Source organism: Microcystis aeruginosa FD4 (assembly GCF_009792235.1).
GTDB classification, from domain to species: Bacteria; Cyanobacteriota; Cyanobacteriia; order Cyanobacteriales; family Microcystaceae; genus Microcystis; species Microcystis viridis.
The window spans coordinates 5,304,567-5,320,592 of the sequence record NZ_CP046973.1; the positions used below are offsets into that span (position 1 = coordinate 5,304,567).

At 43.9% G+C, this 16,026-nt stretch carries 12 protein-coding genes and 2 pseudogenes; 9 read left to right on the forward strand and 5 right to left on the reverse strand.

The features are described 5' to 3' along the window. Positions 1-81 precede the first annotated feature (81 nt). From GQR42_RS26365 to GQR42_RS26375, 3 genes are all read left to right on the forward strand, one after another. The gene (locus tag GQR42_RS26365) at positions 82-1,689 is read left to right on the forward strand and encodes an MFS transporter (protein ID WP_158202234.1); all 1,608 of its coding nucleotides are present in this window, start codon (positions 82-84) and stop codon (positions 1,687-1,689) included. 967 nt (positions 1,690-2,656) lie between these two features. Then, positions 2,657-4,456, forward strand: coding sequence for an acyl-CoA dehydrogenase family protein (locus tag GQR42_RS26370; RefSeq protein WP_158202235.1), 1,800 nt, complete (start codon positions 2,657-2,659; stop codon positions 4,454-4,456). Next, positions 4,434-4,796 (forward strand): acyl carrier protein, encoded by a 363-nt coding sequence (locus tag GQR42_RS26375; RefSeq protein WP_158202236.1) that lies wholly within the window; start codon positions 4,434-4,436, stop codon positions 4,794-4,796. The genes GQR42_RS26370 and GQR42_RS26375 overlap by 23 nt, the downstream gene beginning before the upstream one ends. Positions 4,797-5,080: 284 nt before the next feature. On the opposite strand, the gene GQR42_RS26380 is transcribed toward GQR42_RS26375, so the two are convergent. The 3 genes and pseudogenes from GQR42_RS26380 to GQR42_RS26390 all read right to left on the reverse strand — a co-directional run bounded on the left by GQR42_RS26380 (position 5,081) and on the right by GQR42_RS26390 (position 8,513). Further along, complete coding sequence (locus GQR42_RS26380) at positions 5,081-5,704, reverse strand: cytochrome c oxidase subunit 3 (protein WP_158202237.1); 624 nt, start codon at positions 5,702-5,704, stop codon at positions 5,081-5,083. Positions 5,705-5,840: 136 nt separating this feature from the next. Further along, a pseudogene (ctaD, locus tag GQR42_RS26385) lies at positions 5,841-7,518 on the reverse strand (cytochrome c oxidase subunit I). A gap of 29 nt (positions 7,519-7,547) precedes the next feature. Next, positions 7,548-8,513, reverse strand: a complete 966-nt coding sequence (locus GQR42_RS26390; RefSeq protein ID WP_158202238.1) for a cytochrome c oxidase subunit II — start codon at positions 8,511-8,513, stop codon at positions 7,548-7,550. Between the two features lie 314 nt (positions 8,514-8,827). Here GQR42_RS26390 and GQR42_RS26395 point away from each other — a divergent pair, with 314 nt between their 5' ends. Together GQR42_RS26395 and GQR42_RS26400 are read left to right on the forward strand one after the other, a co-directional pair. Then, complete coding sequence (locus tag GQR42_RS26395; RefSeq protein ID WP_158202239.1) at positions 8,828-9,748, forward strand: COX15/CtaA family protein; 921 nt, start codon at positions 8,828-8,830, stop codon at positions 9,746-9,748. A gap of 13 nt (positions 9,749-9,761) precedes the next feature. Then, a complete protein-coding gene (locus GQR42_RS26400) occupies positions 9,762-10,712 on the forward strand; it encodes a heme o synthase (protein ID WP_158202240.1) in 951 nt (316 codons plus the stop codon). 308 nt (positions 10,713-11,020) lie between these two features. Here GQR42_RS26400 and dnaA read toward each other — a convergent pair whose 3' ends face one another. Continuing rightward, entirely contained in the window at positions 11,021-12,355 is a 1,335-nt protein-coding gene (gene dnaA, locus GQR42_RS26405) for a chromosomal replication initiator protein DnaA (RefSeq protein WP_158202241.1), read from the reverse strand. Positions 12,356-12,439: 84 nt separating this feature from the next. Here dnaA and GQR42_RS26410 point away from each other — a divergent pair. Both GQR42_RS26410 and GQR42_RS26415 read left to right on the forward strand, forming a co-directional pair. Further along, a pseudogene (locus tag GQR42_RS26410) lies at positions 12,440-12,757 on the forward strand (peptide deformylase); the annotation flags it as partial. A 59-nt stretch (positions 12,758-12,816) separates the two neighbouring features. Then, the gene (locus GQR42_RS26415; protein ID WP_158202242.1) at positions 12,817-13,662 is read left to right on the forward strand and encodes an IS5 family transposase; all 846 of its coding nucleotides are present in this window, start codon (positions 12,817-12,819) and stop codon (positions 13,660-13,662) included. 796 nt (positions 13,663-14,458) lie between these two features. Here GQR42_RS26415 and GQR42_RS26420 read toward each other — a convergent pair. Next, on the reverse strand, positions 14,459-15,148 hold the full coding sequence (locus GQR42_RS26420) for a lecithin retinol acyltransferase family protein (RefSeq protein WP_158202243.1): 690 nt from the start codon (positions 15,146-15,148) through the stop codon (positions 14,459-14,461). Between the two features lie 80 nt (positions 15,149-15,228). Between GQR42_RS26420 and GQR42_RS26425 the strand changes: the two genes are divergently transcribed. Both GQR42_RS26425 and GQR42_RS26430 read left to right on the forward strand, forming a co-directional pair. After that, the gene (locus GQR42_RS26425; RefSeq protein WP_002771307.1) at positions 15,229-15,462 is read left to right on the forward strand and encodes a hypothetical protein; all 234 of its coding nucleotides are present in this window, start codon (positions 15,229-15,231) and stop codon (positions 15,460-15,462) included. Positions 15,463-15,484: 22 nt separating this feature from the next. Beyond that, entirely contained in the window at positions 15,485-15,979 is a 495-nt protein-coding gene (locus tag GQR42_RS26430) for a phosphoribosyltransferase (RefSeq protein ID WP_158202244.1), read from the forward strand. Positions 15,980-16,026: the final 47 nt, after the last annotated feature.

Consider the following 16,026-nt stretch of genomic DNA (forward strand, 5'->3'; position numbering starts at 1 on the left):
TAAAGTTCCTCAACTGTTCTGACAAAGGTTACAAATGCCCCCAGAACGGTTAAGCTTATTTTAGTCTCTGTAATTGCTTTTATGGCTCATTTAACTGCTGAAAGACTCAATTTAACCACAAAAATCGCCTATGGCGCGGGGGATTTGGGACCGGCTATCACTGCCAATATCTCGGTATTTTACCTGCTATTTTTCCTCACTGATGTGGCAGGATTATCGGCAGGATTAGCGGGTAGTGTGCTGATGGTGGTGAGAATTTTCGACGCTATTAACGATCCGATCATCGGTATGTGGAGCGATCGAACTCGTACTATCTGGGGTCGTCGCTTACCATGGATGTTATTGGGGTCAATTCCCTTCGGAATTAGCTATTTTTTACTGTGGTTAATCCCGACTAATAACCAATTATGGTTATTTTTATATTATATTTTTATCGGCATTATCTTTAATTTAACCTATACAGTAGTCAATCTTCCCTACCAGGCACTCACCCCTGAATTAACCCATGATTATAACGAGAGAACCCGCTTAAATAGTTTTCGTTTTGCCTTTTCTATCGGGGGCAGCATTCTCTCATTAATTCTCTATATTCTCGTCTCATCGTCCTATGCCAATGATCTCCATCAAGCTTTTTTATTGTTAGGTATAGTTTGTGCTTTAATGTCGATTATAGCAGTTATTTGTTGTGCTTTGGTTTTGCAAGAACGAGGAGCAAAAGCGATTCTCAATTCTCCCCAGAAAAAAGTTTTGGCAATTGCTTGTATAGTTATCGGTGCGCTTGCCTTGGTCTATGGACTAGGAAAAATTGGGGTAAATCCGAGGGACTTTATCGCTATTTCCACAATTTTATTAGGAATAGAAGGGATAGTTTCGGGGTTAACCCTTTACTATGGCAAAACTGAAAATCATCTCAAGGATAGCGCAGCAATTAAACAGAGAGAAGCGGCTAATAATACCGAAACTATTCCCCTGAAAGAACAATTAAAAATAGTTTTTGGTAATCGTCCCTTTTTATACGTTATTGGCATCTATCTTTGTGCTTGGTTAGGAGTACAATTAACCGCCTCGATTTTGGTTTACTACGTCGTCAGCTACATGAGACTATCGGAAGCAGCATCGGGTTTAGTCGCTTTAGCAGTACAGGGAACAGCTTTAGTGATGTTATTTTTCTGGCAAGCAGTTAGTCAGAAATTAGACAAAAAGATAGTCTATTTTTTAGGGATGACATTCTGGATTATTGCCCAAATTGGTTTATTTTTGCTCCAACCAGGACAGATAATTTTAATGTATGCTTTGGCGGTTTTGGCGGGATTTGGCGTATCTGTGGCCTATTTAATTCCTTGGTCAATGGTTCCTGATGTGATTGAATTAGACGAATTAGAAACAGGAAAACGTCGAGAAGGTATTTTTTATGCTTTCATGGTACTTCTGCAAAAAATTGGTTTAGCTTTGGGGTTATTTCTTGTCGGTATTGCCCTAGAAACATCGGGTTTTAAACCGAGAATCCCAGGAGAAGCAATTCCCCTGCAGCCAGATAGTGCTTTAATAGCAATTCGCCTAGCAATTGCCCCTTTACCAGCATTTTTCCTGATCATTAGCTTAATCCTTGCCTATTTTTATCCAATTACTCGCCAAGTTCACGCCGAAATTTTAGATCGATTAGCAGCCAGAAGACAAGAAGAAAAGTAAACATCAGTTGTCAGCCGTCAGGAGATAGGAGATTATTTTGATTTATTCCCGAACTTCCTCCCAAGAAAAATCACGAAACTATTTTATGATCAAACACAGGTAAAGTTTCTACTGCCAAGCGAAGGCTGAGGTCTAACGTTGCATCACCCGCCGCAGATAACCTTAGCGTCATAACCGATTAACTCTCAGCAGTCGCTGTGCATGGGCGTTATTAGCTGGCAATCACTTGCTTCAATTCTTTGAATGAGCATGGTGCGTTCCCCAAAAATCTATCGGTGTAGCAGTTAGGAACCACATTCGGGAACGCACCCTACAGCTGAAAAAGTTTTTCGTGGGGGCAGGGTGTGGGGTGTGGGGTGTGGGGTGTAGGGTTTTACCCATTTTCAGGGGGTCAATGACCTAATTTTTTTTCGGGGAAAAAGTCCCGGAATTTTCCCCCCGATCACTCCCATCGCCGGTACTTTTTGATTGACAAAAGGTCTAAAAGTCTCACCCAACAAAGTTTTTAGATTTATTCAGCCAACCCTAACTAGAGTTTGCTGAATAAATGTGAAATGTATGCAAAGTAAGGGTTTTGGGGCTTTACGAGCGAAACAGGTGCAAGATTTTGAGAGAATCGTGGTTCAAAACCTTGCATCTTCATCGGCCCGCGTCCTGTAGGGGCGAAGCATTCGGGCAATAACCTATCGGTGAAACCGTAGATTTTCTATCCGAATGCTTCGCCCGTACTTTTTCAGCCAACCCTAACTAAGGCGGTTTAATCACCTCAATTTGGGCATAATTACCGCAGAGGACGATCTAGCACCCCACCCAAGTGGGTTCTAGCACATTTAAGGTAAAAGCGAAATTAAAAATTGTTGCTATCGTACAGCCAAACGTCTAGAATGGTCATTAATTTTTGTGAATGGTCGGGTCTTCTAACCGAAGGCATTGACGAAAAACACATTGTATCTGTCCTAGAGGCACTATGAAAAAGCTTAAGCAATACTGGACTGCTGAAGCACTGGAAAAAGACTTAGGCGATCCTCTCAATCCCGATAATCCTCTATCCTACAAGCGGGTGATCGAAATTGACGAGAGCGAAGAATTTCCCCACGAGGAAATTCGCTGGTTATACGACTGGAAACTCCAACACTACTACATTCCCACGGACTGCGGCGGTGAATTCACCTCTTTTGAGGAATTTGTCGCTTTTGTGCGGGTACTTTCCCGACGGGATCAAACTATCGGCATCGCTTTTACTACCCTATTCTGGTCGTTTTTAAACTGGATGGCGGGAACCCCGGAACAGAAACAGAAGCTCGCCCGTTTTATCATGGATGACTATGGGGCGATGTGTCTGGGTTACTCGGAAAAGGAACACGGCAGCGATCTGATCAATGGTGATCTAACCGCGACGAAGGTGGAAGGAGGTTATATTCTCAATGGGGAGAAATGGCCGATTAACCGGGCGACTATCTCTGGAGTTTCCTTTATTTTGGCGAAAACCGATGCTAACGGCGGGCCGAAGTGTTTAACCCTATTTATGGTCGATAAACGGCAATTAGACCCCGAAAAATACTATAATTTGCCGAAAATATACACCCATGGCGTGCGGGCCTCGGATATGAGTGGGATTGGTTTTAAGGATTGTTTCGTCCCCGATTCTATGCGTTTACGGGAGGAGGGAGACGGTTTAGAATTAGCTCTGAAAGGTTTCCAGATTACCCGGATGTTGTGTGCTGCTTTTTCCCACGGGGCAGCCGATACCGCTTTGAGAACTACCCTCAGTTTTGCCGTTAATCGGGTAATTTATCAGAAAACTGTGATGGATTTGCCCCAACCCCGGCGCACTCTCGTGGATGCTTTCCTTGACATCCTTATTTGTGATTGCGAGACGATTCCGGCCGCAAGAGGTTTTCATATCATCCCCGAACAGTTTAGCGTCTGGGCTTCGGTGGTAAAATATTTTGTTACTGTCCGTCTGGAGGAGATGGTTAATAGTGTTTATGTGGTCTTGGGATCGCGTTTTTATATGCGAGAAGAACACGAATGCGGCATCTTCCAGAAGCTACTGCGGGATAATTCGATTATCAGTATGTTTGACGGCAGTTCGATCGTCAATCTTCATGCTTTAATCCTACAATTGCGTCCTTTAACCAAATATCGGGCTAAACGCAACTTGCGCACCATGTCGGCGTTAAAAACCCGTTTAGAGGCGATTTTTAGCCTAGAAAAGTCAGTTCCTCCCTTTGAACCCAATAATTTAGAATTATTTGGCCGGGGAATGGATGATTCCCTGCAAGGTTTAGAGATTGCCCTTGATATGGTGGAAGGATTGAAGGATTCTCAGGAGGTGGACCAGGAAGTATTAGAAAATCTATTGATGTTGGGTAATTTAGTTTTAGAGGAACTAAATGCTCACGATGAACAGATTAGTCAATCGAAATTCGAGTATGGTCATGACCAATCACCCGAATTGTTCGAGATTGCCAAGAAATACTGCACTTTACACGCTGCTTCCGCTTGTTTACACACTTGGCTTTATAATCGTTCCATCTTGGGTGAATTTTTTGCCCGGGGGGAATGGTTGGTGTTGAGTTTACACCGATTACTGCGAACTCTGCGGCCGCTGCCTTACACTCTATCTGAGGTGTATGTAGAAAATGTTGCCCAAGAATTGCTGAAATTATATCGAGAAAATCAACATTTTTCGATCGTGCCTTTTCAATTAGCCCATTCACAAACTACCGAGGAAAAAACCCATGAACTCCAACTCCAATCTTAATAATCTGGTACAAAATTGGTTAGTTAAACAGTTAGCCGATCAGTTATCTTTGGATGCACAAACGATTAATGTAACTGAACCTTTAACCCGTTATGGTTTAGATTCGATCGATGCGGTAACGATGGTGGGTGATCTAGAAGATTGGGTTGGTCAAGAGTTACCTTCTACCCTTTTCTGGGATCATTCTACTATTGAAAAAGCGTCTCTTTTCCTAGTAGAAAACTACGATCTTTCTAATCTTTCCGGTGAGGAAACCCCCGCAGAAGTTGCCCCCGTCGCTGAAAAAGCTGAACCGGCCGTTAGTGGTGGCAAAGGTTGGAGTTTATTCGGTCGTCGTTAATTATCAGTGATCAGTTATCAGTGATCAGTTATCAGTTACTCGGTTATCAGTTACGGCATTTCTCTTAAAAATGAAGTATAACCTATAATACTAAATCTGGTTATTAAAGACTGATTATTTATTCCCCTTTTTGCATGAGTGCGTGAGCAGAAAACGGGTTTCTCGGAGAAACCCGTTTTCTGTGCGTTACTCAACGGATTTAGTATAAGATAACGGCTGTAAATTGAAATATACAAAAAAGGGCGCTCAATTGAGCGTCCTTTTCTCCTACTAAATAACAAAAATTATCTCAAGATATACACCAGTAAAAACAGGATAATCCAGACCACATCGACGAAATGCCAGTATAATTCTGCCGCTTCGACACCAAAGTGAGATTGACTAGAATAGTGGTCTTTTTGACGAGAACGCCAGAGGACCGATAGAATTAGCACTAAACCAAAAGTAACGTGGAGACCGTGGAATCCGGTTAAGGCATAAAAAGCGCTGGTGAAAACATTAGTTGTCAGACCGAATTCAGCGTGATAATATTCGTATCCTTGACCACAAAGGAAGATAATTCCCATCAGGGCAGTAATGCCGAACCACAATTGTAAACCGGCATTATTGTTTTGTTTAATCGCCTTTTGTCCTATGTGCATAACAAAACTACTGGACACCAGAATAATCGTGTTAATTGTCGGTAGGGTTAATTCTAATTCGGGCGTGCCGGCGGGGGGCCAAACGGGTAACATGGTACGGTAGAACAAGAAAGCGGCAAATAAGCCTAAAAAGATGGAACTTTCCGCCACTAGAAACAAAACCACACCGAATAGGCGATGATCTGGGTGGCCATGATGTCCGTGTTCCACCGTTTCCTGATGATAATTGACAGAGAGTTGAGACTCTTCGAGCGTTGAACCTTGCATGATTGAATGTCCTTAGTTTACACGGGAGACGGGGAGCTTTTTTTCAGTGGGAAGTGGGAAGTGGGAAGCTTTTTTTCGGTAAACAGCAATCAGTGAACTGATAACTGATAACTGATAACTGATAACTGATAACTGATTATTGCGATTCCGCACCCACTTCAGCGAGGAGATCTTGTACTGATTCCTCTGCTTCCGATTCTTCCATATCAATACCGTAATCGTAGGGGCCAGACCAAAGAATCGGCATTTCCTCGAAATTCTCGATAATTGGGGGAGAGGAGGTTTGCCATTCTAGGGTTAAAGCGCGCCAAGGATTACGGCCGGCGGGTTGACCTTTAAAGGCACTCCAGACCATATTAATAGCGAAGGGAATACTCGATATACCGAGAATATAAGCTCCTGCGGTACTAAGAACATTTAAACTCTGAAATTGCACATCATACAGGGCAATACGACGGTTCATACCCAATAATCCCAATTCGTGCATCGGCATGAAAGTTAAATTCAAACCGATAAAAGTGAGAACAAAGTGGATACGACCGAGAGTCTCGTTATACATCCGTCCGGTCATTTTTGGGAACCAATGGTAAACGGCAGCAAACAGGGCCATTGCCGTACCACCGAATAGTACATAGTGGAAGTGACCGACGACAAAATAGGTATCGTGGACGTGGATATCGAAGGGAACAGAAGCCAACATAATCCCAGTCAAACCACCGATGAGGAAGGAAGACAGAAAACCGACCCCAAATAATAAAGACGTATTGAGACTAAGTTTACCCCCCCCAAAGAGTGGCACACCAACTAAAGATTTTAATGCCCGTGGGAACGGCGATTAACATGGTTGCCGCCATGAAAAACATCCGTAACCAACCGGGGGTACCGCTGGTGAACATATGGTGGGCCCAAACGATTAAACCCAAGAAACAGATGGTGAGACTGGAATAGGCGATCGCTCGATAACCAAAAATCGGTTTGCGGGCGTGAACTGGTAATATCTCCGAGATCGTGCCGAAAAAGGGCAAAATCATGATATAAACGGCAGGATGGGAGTAAAACCAGAACATATGCTGATAAACCACCGGATCGCCGCCGCCGGCGGGGTTAAAAAAGCTCGTGCCAGCGATTAAATCAAAGGACAAGAGAACGAGAGCAGAAGCAAGAACGGGGGTGGAAAGCAGCACCAGAGTCGAGGTAGCCAGCATTGCCCAACAAAATAGCGGCATACTGTACAAATCCATCTCAGGAATCCGCATTTTCAGGATCGTGGTGATGAAATTAATCGAGCCTAAAATCGAAGAAGTCCCGATCAATAAAAGGCTCAAAATCCACAATTCTTCCCCCCATTTGCCGCTAATTAAGCTTAAAGGTGGGTAGGAAGTCCAACCGGACTGGGGAGCGCCGACAAAGAAACTGGATAATAATAGCAGCCCGCCGGGGGGATTAAGCCAGAAAGCCACAGCGTTAAGACGAGGAAAAGCCATATCTTCCGCCCCAATCATCAGGGGAATGAGATAATTGGCAAAACCTGCCCCAACCGGAACGATCCAAAGAAAGATCATGATCGTTCCGTGCATGGTCATGAATTGGTTATATAGTTCTGGGGAGACGAAATCGGGGTCGGGAGTGGCTAATTCTGTCCGCAGCACTTCTGCGAAAGCACCGCCAATAAAGAAGAAAAGAAAGGCAGTCACCAGATATTGAATACCGATGACTTTATGATCGGTGCAGAAAGTAAAGTAATCCGTCCACTTGCGGTGATGGATCACCTCGGGAACGGTTGCTGGGGTGGTTATTTCCGTTGATGCTGTCATAATGCCAAGATTTTAGATGACAAGAAAAATTACATTTGGTGCTGATGGGGAACTTGGGCGAGGATTTCAGCGTCTATGCCCATTTCTTCGGTGTAGGGGGTCAAATATTGACTATCAGAGCGATCTTTAGCGGTCATAGCTACGGTTTGATCGCTGTCAACTTCGGCGATCGTGTTATCCTGCACCCATTGGTCGTAATCTGCTGGGGAGTGAACCACAAAGCTAGATTTCATGCCGCCGTGATAGGCCCCGCAAAGTTCCGCACAAATGATCGGATATTGACCAATTTGGTTGGATGTGAACGATAACACCGTTTCCTGTCCGGGGATAACGTCCTGTTTTAGACGCAATTGGGGAACCCAGAAAGCATGGATCACATCTCCCGCTTCCATATTCAGTTGCACGGGGCGATTGACGGGAGCGTGCAGTTCCCCGGAAACAATGCCGGTTTCGGGATAGGTGAAGATCCAAGCGTATTGAATACCTTTAACATTGACCACTAGGGGGGGGACTCCTTCACCATCGTAGGAATTGCCGATACCTAGGGCTACCCTGCGATCGCCGCCCAAGGCCATCATCGTGCCGTGGTGATGACCGTGGTGGGCGATTTCTCCTTTGTCACCCTTGGAAATCAAGGGATCGAGACCGCCGATATTGTTATAAATCTCGAAGCTATAGACGGCAAGGATAAAGACGATTACCGTCGGGATGGCTGTCCAGAAGATTTCTAGGGGGACATTGCCCTCCACTGCTGGCCCGTCGGTTTGATCCCCCGGTTTACGGCGAAAGCGAATCACTATATAAATGATCACGCCTTCAACTATTAAAAATAGTCCCGTAGAGATGGTCATCATCAGATTAAAGATATTATCTATTTCCTTGGCATCTTCGGAAGCGGCCACGGGCATTAAGCCATGATTTTGGCCATACCAGAGACTAATTAAGGTCAAGGCGATCCCGAGTACGAGCGTCAGGATACTGCTGGGAATTTTCACGGTCTTTTCAATATTTTCAATAGTGGCTACTTATTCAAGGCTAAAACATGATTCCCCTATAGATGGGAAATTTAACCAGCATCTTCTGAGAATTTTATCTTTTCTTTGGGATCGTTTTCAGGGAAAGTATTTAAAATAACTAATTTTTATGTTTTATTCTGAGTTTTTGTAAACAAATGTAACGGAAATGGCCAGAAATCTAAAGAATATCTAAAAGGTTTTACCAGTCGTAAAAAAACTCATTCACAGTGATAACTAACTGGCAAACAAAGCCAGGATCTTTGATGACAGACTCCTTGAGAACAGGCAAACCGATGACCGAATCTGTTTTTAACCCGACACCCCTAAGAGAAACTGGCAATATTCAGGTGTGGATGCGCCGCTTAGTCTGGAAAATTGCGATCGCTACTTTCGCCCTCATGGTGGTGGGCGCTGCCACCAGAGTTATGAACGCCGGTTTAGCTTGTCCCGATTGGCCCCTGTGTTACGGTCAATGGATTCCCAGTCAGCAGATGAATCTACAGGTATTTCTGGAGTGGTTTCACCGTCTCGATGCCTCTTTGATCGGGTTTAGTACGATCGCTCTCGTCGGTCTGTCTTGGTGGCATCGTCGCCATCTTCCCCCTTGGCTGTTTCCCTCTGCGATCGCATCTTTAGCTTTAATTCTCCTGCAAGGAGTCCTGGGAGGATTAACCGTCACCCAATTACTGCGATTTGACATCGTAACCGCCCATTTAGGCACAGCTTTGCTCTTTTTCTCCACCCTAATCGTCATTGCTATCTGTCTGACTCCCTATCGTGGCACAGGTACAGTCGGGAAACTAACTGGGATGGGAATGGTCGCCACCGCTCTAGTTTATCTGCAATGTCTCCTCGGCGGTCTCGTCGGTTCCCGTTGGGCAGCCCATCAGTGTTTAACGGTTTCCCAACTCTGCACGGTGATGAATAGCCACATTATCGGGGTTTTTCCCGCAACTATCTCGGTTTTAACCCTAGTTTTCTTCGCTTGGCGAACTGCCGCTATCCATCCTCTCCTCAAAAAACTAGCTTTTAGCGCCGGGGGATTAGTCGCCCTACAGGTGTTTTTGGGCGTTGCCACCCTGAAACTGCATCTACAGGTGGAACCCTTAACCGTTACCCACCACAGCATCGGTGCGCTATTGGTGGGAACCCTCGTCGCTTTTACCACTTTTGCCCTTCGCGATCGTTATTTCGCGCCTATAAGCCATCTCTAAGGATTTAATCACGATGACTGGAACTCAAGCCCTTCGCCACCACGATAATTTTTTACAAGTCGCTAAAAGTTATTATCAACTCACTAAACCGCGAATTATTCCTCTACTGCTGATTACCACGGCTGCTGCTATGGAAATCGCCTCTAAAGGTCAGGTTTCCCCCCTCTTACTCTTTCTTACCCTCCTCGGTGGCACTCTCGCCGCCGCCGCCGCTCAAACCTTAAACTGCATCTATGATCGCGACATCGATCACACCATGCTTCGCACCCGCGCCCGTCCCATTCCCTCCGGTCGCGTGCAACCCCTCCACGCCCTCATTTTTGCCCTCGTTTTAGCCTCCCTTTCCCTAGCACTTTTTGTCTTTTTTGTCAATACTTTGAGCGGATTTTTAGCAATGACCGGCATCGCATTTTATATGCTGATTTATACCCATCTGCTCAAGCGTCATAGTATCCAAAATATTGTTATCGGTGGCGCAGCCGGCTCGATTCCTCCCCTCGTCGGTTGGGCGGCAGTAACGGGCGATCTCGGTTGGATTCCCTGGATTTTATTCGCAATTATTTTCCTCTGGACTCCTCCCCATTTTTGGGCTTTAGCTTTAATGATCAAGGATGATTATGCAGAAGTGGATATCCCGATGATGCCCGTAGTTAAAGGGGAAGAAGCCACTAGCGAGCAGATTTGGCTTTATACTTTAATCGTTGTTCCTTTCACTTTCCTCTTGATTTATCCCTTGGCTGCCTGTGGTGTGGTTTATGGTGTAGCGGCTTTATTTTTAGGGTTTGTTTTCCTGAAAAAAGCTTGGCAATTAAAACAGAATCCTTTTGATCGGGACATGGCTCGATCGCTGTTTAAATATTCCATTCTTTACATGATGTTATTATGTACAGCTATGGTGATCGATAGTTTACCCATGACCTCTCGTATCCTCGCTACAATTGCCAGTTTATTCCCCTGTAGTTAATCTCAGTTATCAGTTATCAGTTATCAGTTATCATACTAAATCCAGTTATTAAAAACTGATTATTTATTCCCTTTTGCCTTTTGCATGAGTGCCTTTTGCCTCTCCTCATAACTAGCCTGTACTCAACGTATTTAGTATCAGATGTGAGTTTTCAGTTCACTGATTACTGTTCACTCTTCGCTGAAAATACTCCCCACTGCCTGCTCCCCATCTCCCCAATTCATAATTGATAATTCATCATTCATAATTCCCACTACCCCATCTCCCCACTTCCCAATTCATAATTCATCATTCATAATTCCCCCTGACTAATGATTGCGACTAAGAGAGTTAATTCGATCGATTAGTTGGGCTAAGATTTCTTGTAATTGTCGATCTTGATGTTGGGAAAGGTTGATTTTATCACAGCTATAAATAACGGTGGTGTGATCTTTGCCGCCAAATTCTTCGCCAATGCGCGGTAAGCTTAAATCCGTGTGTTGACGCATCAAATACATCCCAATCTGTCGGGCAAAACTAATTTCTCGTCGGCGGGAATTTCCCTTTAGATCAGCGATCGAGAGTTGAAATTTTTCTGCTACTACCGCCATAATAATCTCAGGAGAAGTGGCAATTTTGGCCATTGGTGGATTTAAAACCGGTGCGATATTTTCTACCGTCATCGGCAATCCAGAGATAGAAATATAAGTAGTAGCCCGAATTAATGCTCCCTCTAATTCGCGAATATTAGAAGTATAATTAACGGCAATATATTCGATAACTTCTCGTGGGAGACGCAGATTTTCGTACTCGGCCTTTTTTTGTAAAATTGCCATACGAGTTTCGATATCTGGTGCTTGGATATCGGCGACTAATCCCATAGAAAAGCGAGAAATTAAACGATCCTGTAAACTGGGAATCTGTTTAGGGAGGCGATCGGAGGCTAAAACTACCTGTTTTCCCGCTTCGTGCAGGGTATTAAAGGTATGAAAAAATTCTTCTTGAGTGTATTCTTTTCCTTCAATAAATTCCAGATCATCCACTAATAATATGTCCGCATGGCGATAATGATTACGAAAACTTTCCATACTATCTTGACGGATAGCGGTGATTAAATCATTAGTAAATTGTTCCGTCGATACATAAAAAACCCTGGATTGGGGATATAATTCCAGACGATAATGACCGATCGCTTGCATTAAATGGGTTTTACCTAACCCCACCCCACCACAGAGAAAAAGCGGGTTAAATTCCCTTCCGGGTAATTCCGCCACCGCTAAAGCGGCCGCGTGGGCCATGCGATTAGTTGGCCCGACAACAAAACGGGAGAAATTATATTTAGGGTTAAGTTGATTACTGGGGGATAGTTCTAATTCTAAGCTAGTGTGAGGCTGGAAAATAGCGATCGAATCCCCCTGTTGTGCCGTTAGTTGAATCTCGACGGGATAACCGACGATATCCTCCACTACTTCGGCAATTGTTGACAGATAATTTTTCTGAAGATGGTTAAGAATAAAAGGATTGGCAGCCTGAATTACTAAGCGATCGTTTTGCCATTCTTTAACCGTCGCCGTTTGAAACCAAGTCTCAAAAGCGGGACGGGTTAATAGTAATTTTAGACGCTCTAGGAGATTATGCCAAAGTTGTTGGGGGCTGCTATCCACGGTTAATTTTGATTAACAAAGTTGCTCTAGTGCTGCTGCGGGGAAACCTTATCAGTTTAGCGAGATTTTTCCGCTCAAGATAAAATGATTTTCAGAGGGAAACAATTAATCCTTATACAGATGACACAAGTTTTAACAATCACCCAATTAGGAAACCCAATTCTACAGCAAAAAGCAGCAGCGCTCGATCATCTTCTCGATTCTGACTGTCAAGATTTGATCGATTCCCTGATTACCACCGTGCAAGCTGCCCACGGGGTGGGAATCGCCGCACCCCAAGTTGCTCGGTCTCTGCGTCTGTTTATCGTTGCTTCTCACCCCAATCCTCGTTATCCCGACGCTCCGATCATGTCACCCACTGCCATGATTAATCCGCGTATTTTGCAGGTCAGCGAGGAATTAGACCTCCTGCAAAAATAGGAACTGATTATGTATCATAAAGTAAAACACTCAGAAAAACCATGACTTACGAAAAAGTAAAAAATTTGAATCCAGAAGAGTTTAAACGCTTTTGTGGAGTATATCCTGAAACATTTAAGGATATGGTGAAGGCTTTGGCTGCCGAAAAAGTTCTGCAAAAAAAATCGGGAAGACCAAGTAAATTAAGTCTAGAAGACCAAATCTTGATGACCTTAGAGTATTTACGGGAATATAGTACTTATTTCCATCTCGGAATTAATTGGGAGATTAATGAGACAACAGCCCTAGGAATCACTAGAAAGGTAGAAAATATTCTGAGCAAATCTGGATTGTTTAATCTGCCGGGGAAAAAGACAGTTCACCAGGCGAATAGTGACCTAGAGGTAGTGGTAGTAGATGTAGCAGAGCCTGAGATAGAAAGACCTCAAAAAAAGCAGAAAGATTACTATAGCGGGAACCAAGGCTATCATACAATAAAATCGCAAGTTCTTGCGGCTCAAAAAACAGGAATGATAGTCTGTACCGCTCATGGAAAGGGAAGAATACATGACTTTAATCTTTGGAAAAATAGTCAAATTGGGATCGATAAAAATATTGAATGTTTAGCAGATAAGGGCGATCAAGGAATTCAAAAGCTGCACAAAAATAGTAGAATTCCTAACAAAAAAAAGAAAAATAAAGAATTAAGTTTAGAAGAAAAAGAATTTAATTGCCAGTTATCAAGAGAAAGAATTGTTATCGAACCTATTCACAGAAGTCTGAAGAGATTTAGAATTTTATCATCAAGATACAGGAATCGGAGACGACGTTTTGGTCTGAGATTTAATTTAATCGCTGGCATTTACAACTACGAACTTGCTTTAGGCTATAATCAAGTAGCTGAATAAGACTTTTGCAGGAGGTCTATTATCAAAGCGCAAGTCCCTTATTGGAAGGGGACTCTCGAAGGCTCTCCCCTTACTTAGAGTGATCGGCAAACCTGATCGATCGGAGGGCGCAGGTTCCTTGCGCCCCTACAGTAACGGACTTTGCCCACAATGTAGGGGCGAACTGCGTTCGCCCAAAAGGTACATTATCAAAGCGCAAGTCCCTAAGCTAAGACGCATTTAAACCGCTTATTCTTAGATTAGCAGAATCTCCCCCAATCCCTTTGCTGTTGCAAGAGTGCAAGAGTGCAAGAGTGCCTCGTCTCAACAAGCAATTTAAATAGGGGTTGCTGAATAAATCTAAAAACCTTGTTGGGTAAGACTTTTAGACTTTTTGTCAATCAAAAAGTACCAGATCTGGGAGTGATCGGGGGGAAAATTCAGGGACTTTTTCCCTGAAAATTAGGTAATTGACCCCCTCAAAATCGGTAAAACCCCACACCCTACACCCCACACCCCACACCCCACACCCCGTCCCCACGAAAACTCTTAAAACAGGGGAGTAAGTCTTTTCCCAGACTGAAATAAACTAAAAACATTTTGCCGTAGCAGATAGGGTAGGGCAGCTCCGAATCTTGGTTGAAAGACCAAAACGCTGGGAGAGCTATCCACAAGTGGACAACTAGATAACAAGTGATATTCTAGTCGGTTCGGATAGGACCTAATCGTGTAAGACGTGAGTAGGGGAAACCAGAAAGCGCAGTGATGAGCTTCGAGAATCCCTCGCATGAGCGCTTCGGGGAGTGTCAAATCCAGACTAACCGTTAGCAATCACCAGACTTTTAAGCACATTTTCGGTCATGGCCGCTAATTGATCCAATTGTTCCTGATAGCGTTGTGCCTGTTTTTTGGCTTCTACCTTGCGTTTCAGAGCTTCCCGGGCTAAATCATCGCGATTTCTGCTTAAAGCTTCGATCGCTACTCGATGCCATGTTTCTGCTTCTTGAATGGCTTTTTTGTACTGGGGTTGAATTTCATCCCAACTGACCTTAAGATTGCTTAAAGCGCCTTTTAATAGGGTTTGGGCATTGTTGGGGTCGGCTCCGATGAGGGATTTTTTCAGAGGTTCGTAGAGTCCCACCGCTTGTAAATGGGTAATAATCGGGATAAATTCTTCTATCTGTTGACTTTTGCTAATACCAGTCTTACACCAAGTGGCAAAATGTTCGCAGTTGTTAAAAAGAAGATTATATTTCTGCTCCCCCAGACGACTTAGCGCCCTTTCTACCACCACATCGGGGATAAAGGAAAATCCCACCTCTACATGGCGCACCACATAGATTTTACCGCCCCTAGCAAAGGTTTCTAGGGAAGTTCGTTCAACAACCTCGCTCGGTTTTCGGTAATGAATGACGCTACCATCACCGCAATCGATGCCATGATGGGCATAAACACCCTGAAGATTGAGCAATTCCCGATAGGCGTATATTTGATCCCCTCTAGCCATATTTTTTTAGTGATAAAGTAAACAAGGAGATTATCTATTGACCTAGTTTTTCCAGTTATTAATCTTATATTTTAGAGATTATGGATGCTTTTAGTCCCTTTCCCCCTGACTGGACAGAGAATGCCGTTCACGCCTACAATTTTTGTTGTCCTTACTGTGGGGCCAAAGCTAAAGAAGCTCAGGCCGTTTGGATCAATCGCCGCGCACCCGTTTTAGGAGAAGATTCCCGTCGTAAATGGCAGGAATTCTATCATTGTCAATGCGATCGAGTTTGGTGGGCCTGGAGTAGTGATCGACCTGCCGAAAATAAGTAATTCTGAATCGAGAATCGAAAATATGGCCGATGTTTATGTTTCTTGGGATGAATACCATCGTCTGATCGAAAAATTAGCAGTAAAAATCGATCGTTCTGGTTGGCAATTTGCTCAGATTGTCTGTTTAGCTAAGGGAGGATTGCGCGTCGGTGACATTCTCTCTCGTCTTTTTCGTCAACCCCTAGCCATTCTCTACGCTGCTTCCTACGGGGGGCAAAATCATCAAATTCGGGGAGAATTAACTATTTCCTCGAATTTAGCCATGATCGAACCCAAATTAAAGAGTCCCTTGTTGTTAGTGGATGATTTAGTCGATTCGGGAATCACTCTCCAAAAAACCTCGATTTTGTTACAGGAAAAATACGGGATTACCAATATCAAAACTGCGGTGATCTGGTACAAAGCAGCATCAAGAATCAAACCTGACTATTATGTGGAATATTACCTCGATAATCCCTGGATTCACCAACCCTTCGAGCGTTACGAGTTAATTCCACCCAAAGACCTCCTAGAATAAATTCAGTTTAGCATCAGCGGTGAGCTAAGACGTATTTAAACCGCTTA

Excerpts from the sequence above, each read along its gene's own strand:
- GQR42_RS26365 (WP_158202234.1), top strand. The coding sequence starts at position 82 with ATGGCTCATTTAACTGCTGAAAGACTCAATTTAACCACAAAAATCGCC.
- GQR42_RS26370 (WP_158202235.1), top strand. The coding sequence starts at position 2,657 with ATGAAAAAGCTTAAGCAATACTGGACTGCTGAAGCACTGGAAAAAGAC.
- GQR42_RS26375 (WP_158202236.1), top strand. The coding sequence starts at position 4,434 with ATGAACTCCAACTCCAATCTTAATAATCTGGTACAAAATTGGTTAGTT.
- GQR42_RS26380 (WP_158202237.1), bottom strand. The coding sequence starts at position 5,704 with ATGCAAGGTTCAACGCTCGAAGAGTCTCAACTCTCTGTCAATTATCAT.
- GQR42_RS26395 (WP_158202239.1), top strand. The coding sequence starts at position 8,828 with ATGACCGAATCTGTTTTTAACCCGACACCCCTAAGAGAAACTGGCAAT.
- GQR42_RS26400 (WP_158202240.1), top strand. The coding sequence starts at position 9,762 with ATGACTGGAACTCAAGCCCTTCGCCACCACGATAATTTTTTACAAGTC.
- GQR42_RS26415 (WP_158202242.1), top strand. The coding sequence starts at position 12,817 with ATGACTTACGAAAAAGTAAAAAATTTGAATCCAGAAGAGTTTAAACGC.
- GQR42_RS26420 (WP_158202243.1), bottom strand. The coding sequence starts at position 15,148 with ATGGCTAGAGGGGATCAAATATACGCCTATCGGGAATTGCTCAATCTT.
- GQR42_RS26425 (WP_002771307.1), top strand. The coding sequence starts at position 15,229 with ATGGATGCTTTTAGTCCCTTTCCCCCTGACTGGACAGAGAATGCCGTT.
- GQR42_RS26430 (WP_158202244.1), top strand. The coding sequence starts at position 15,485 with ATGGCCGATGTTTATGTTTCTTGGGATGAATACCATCGTCTGATCGAA.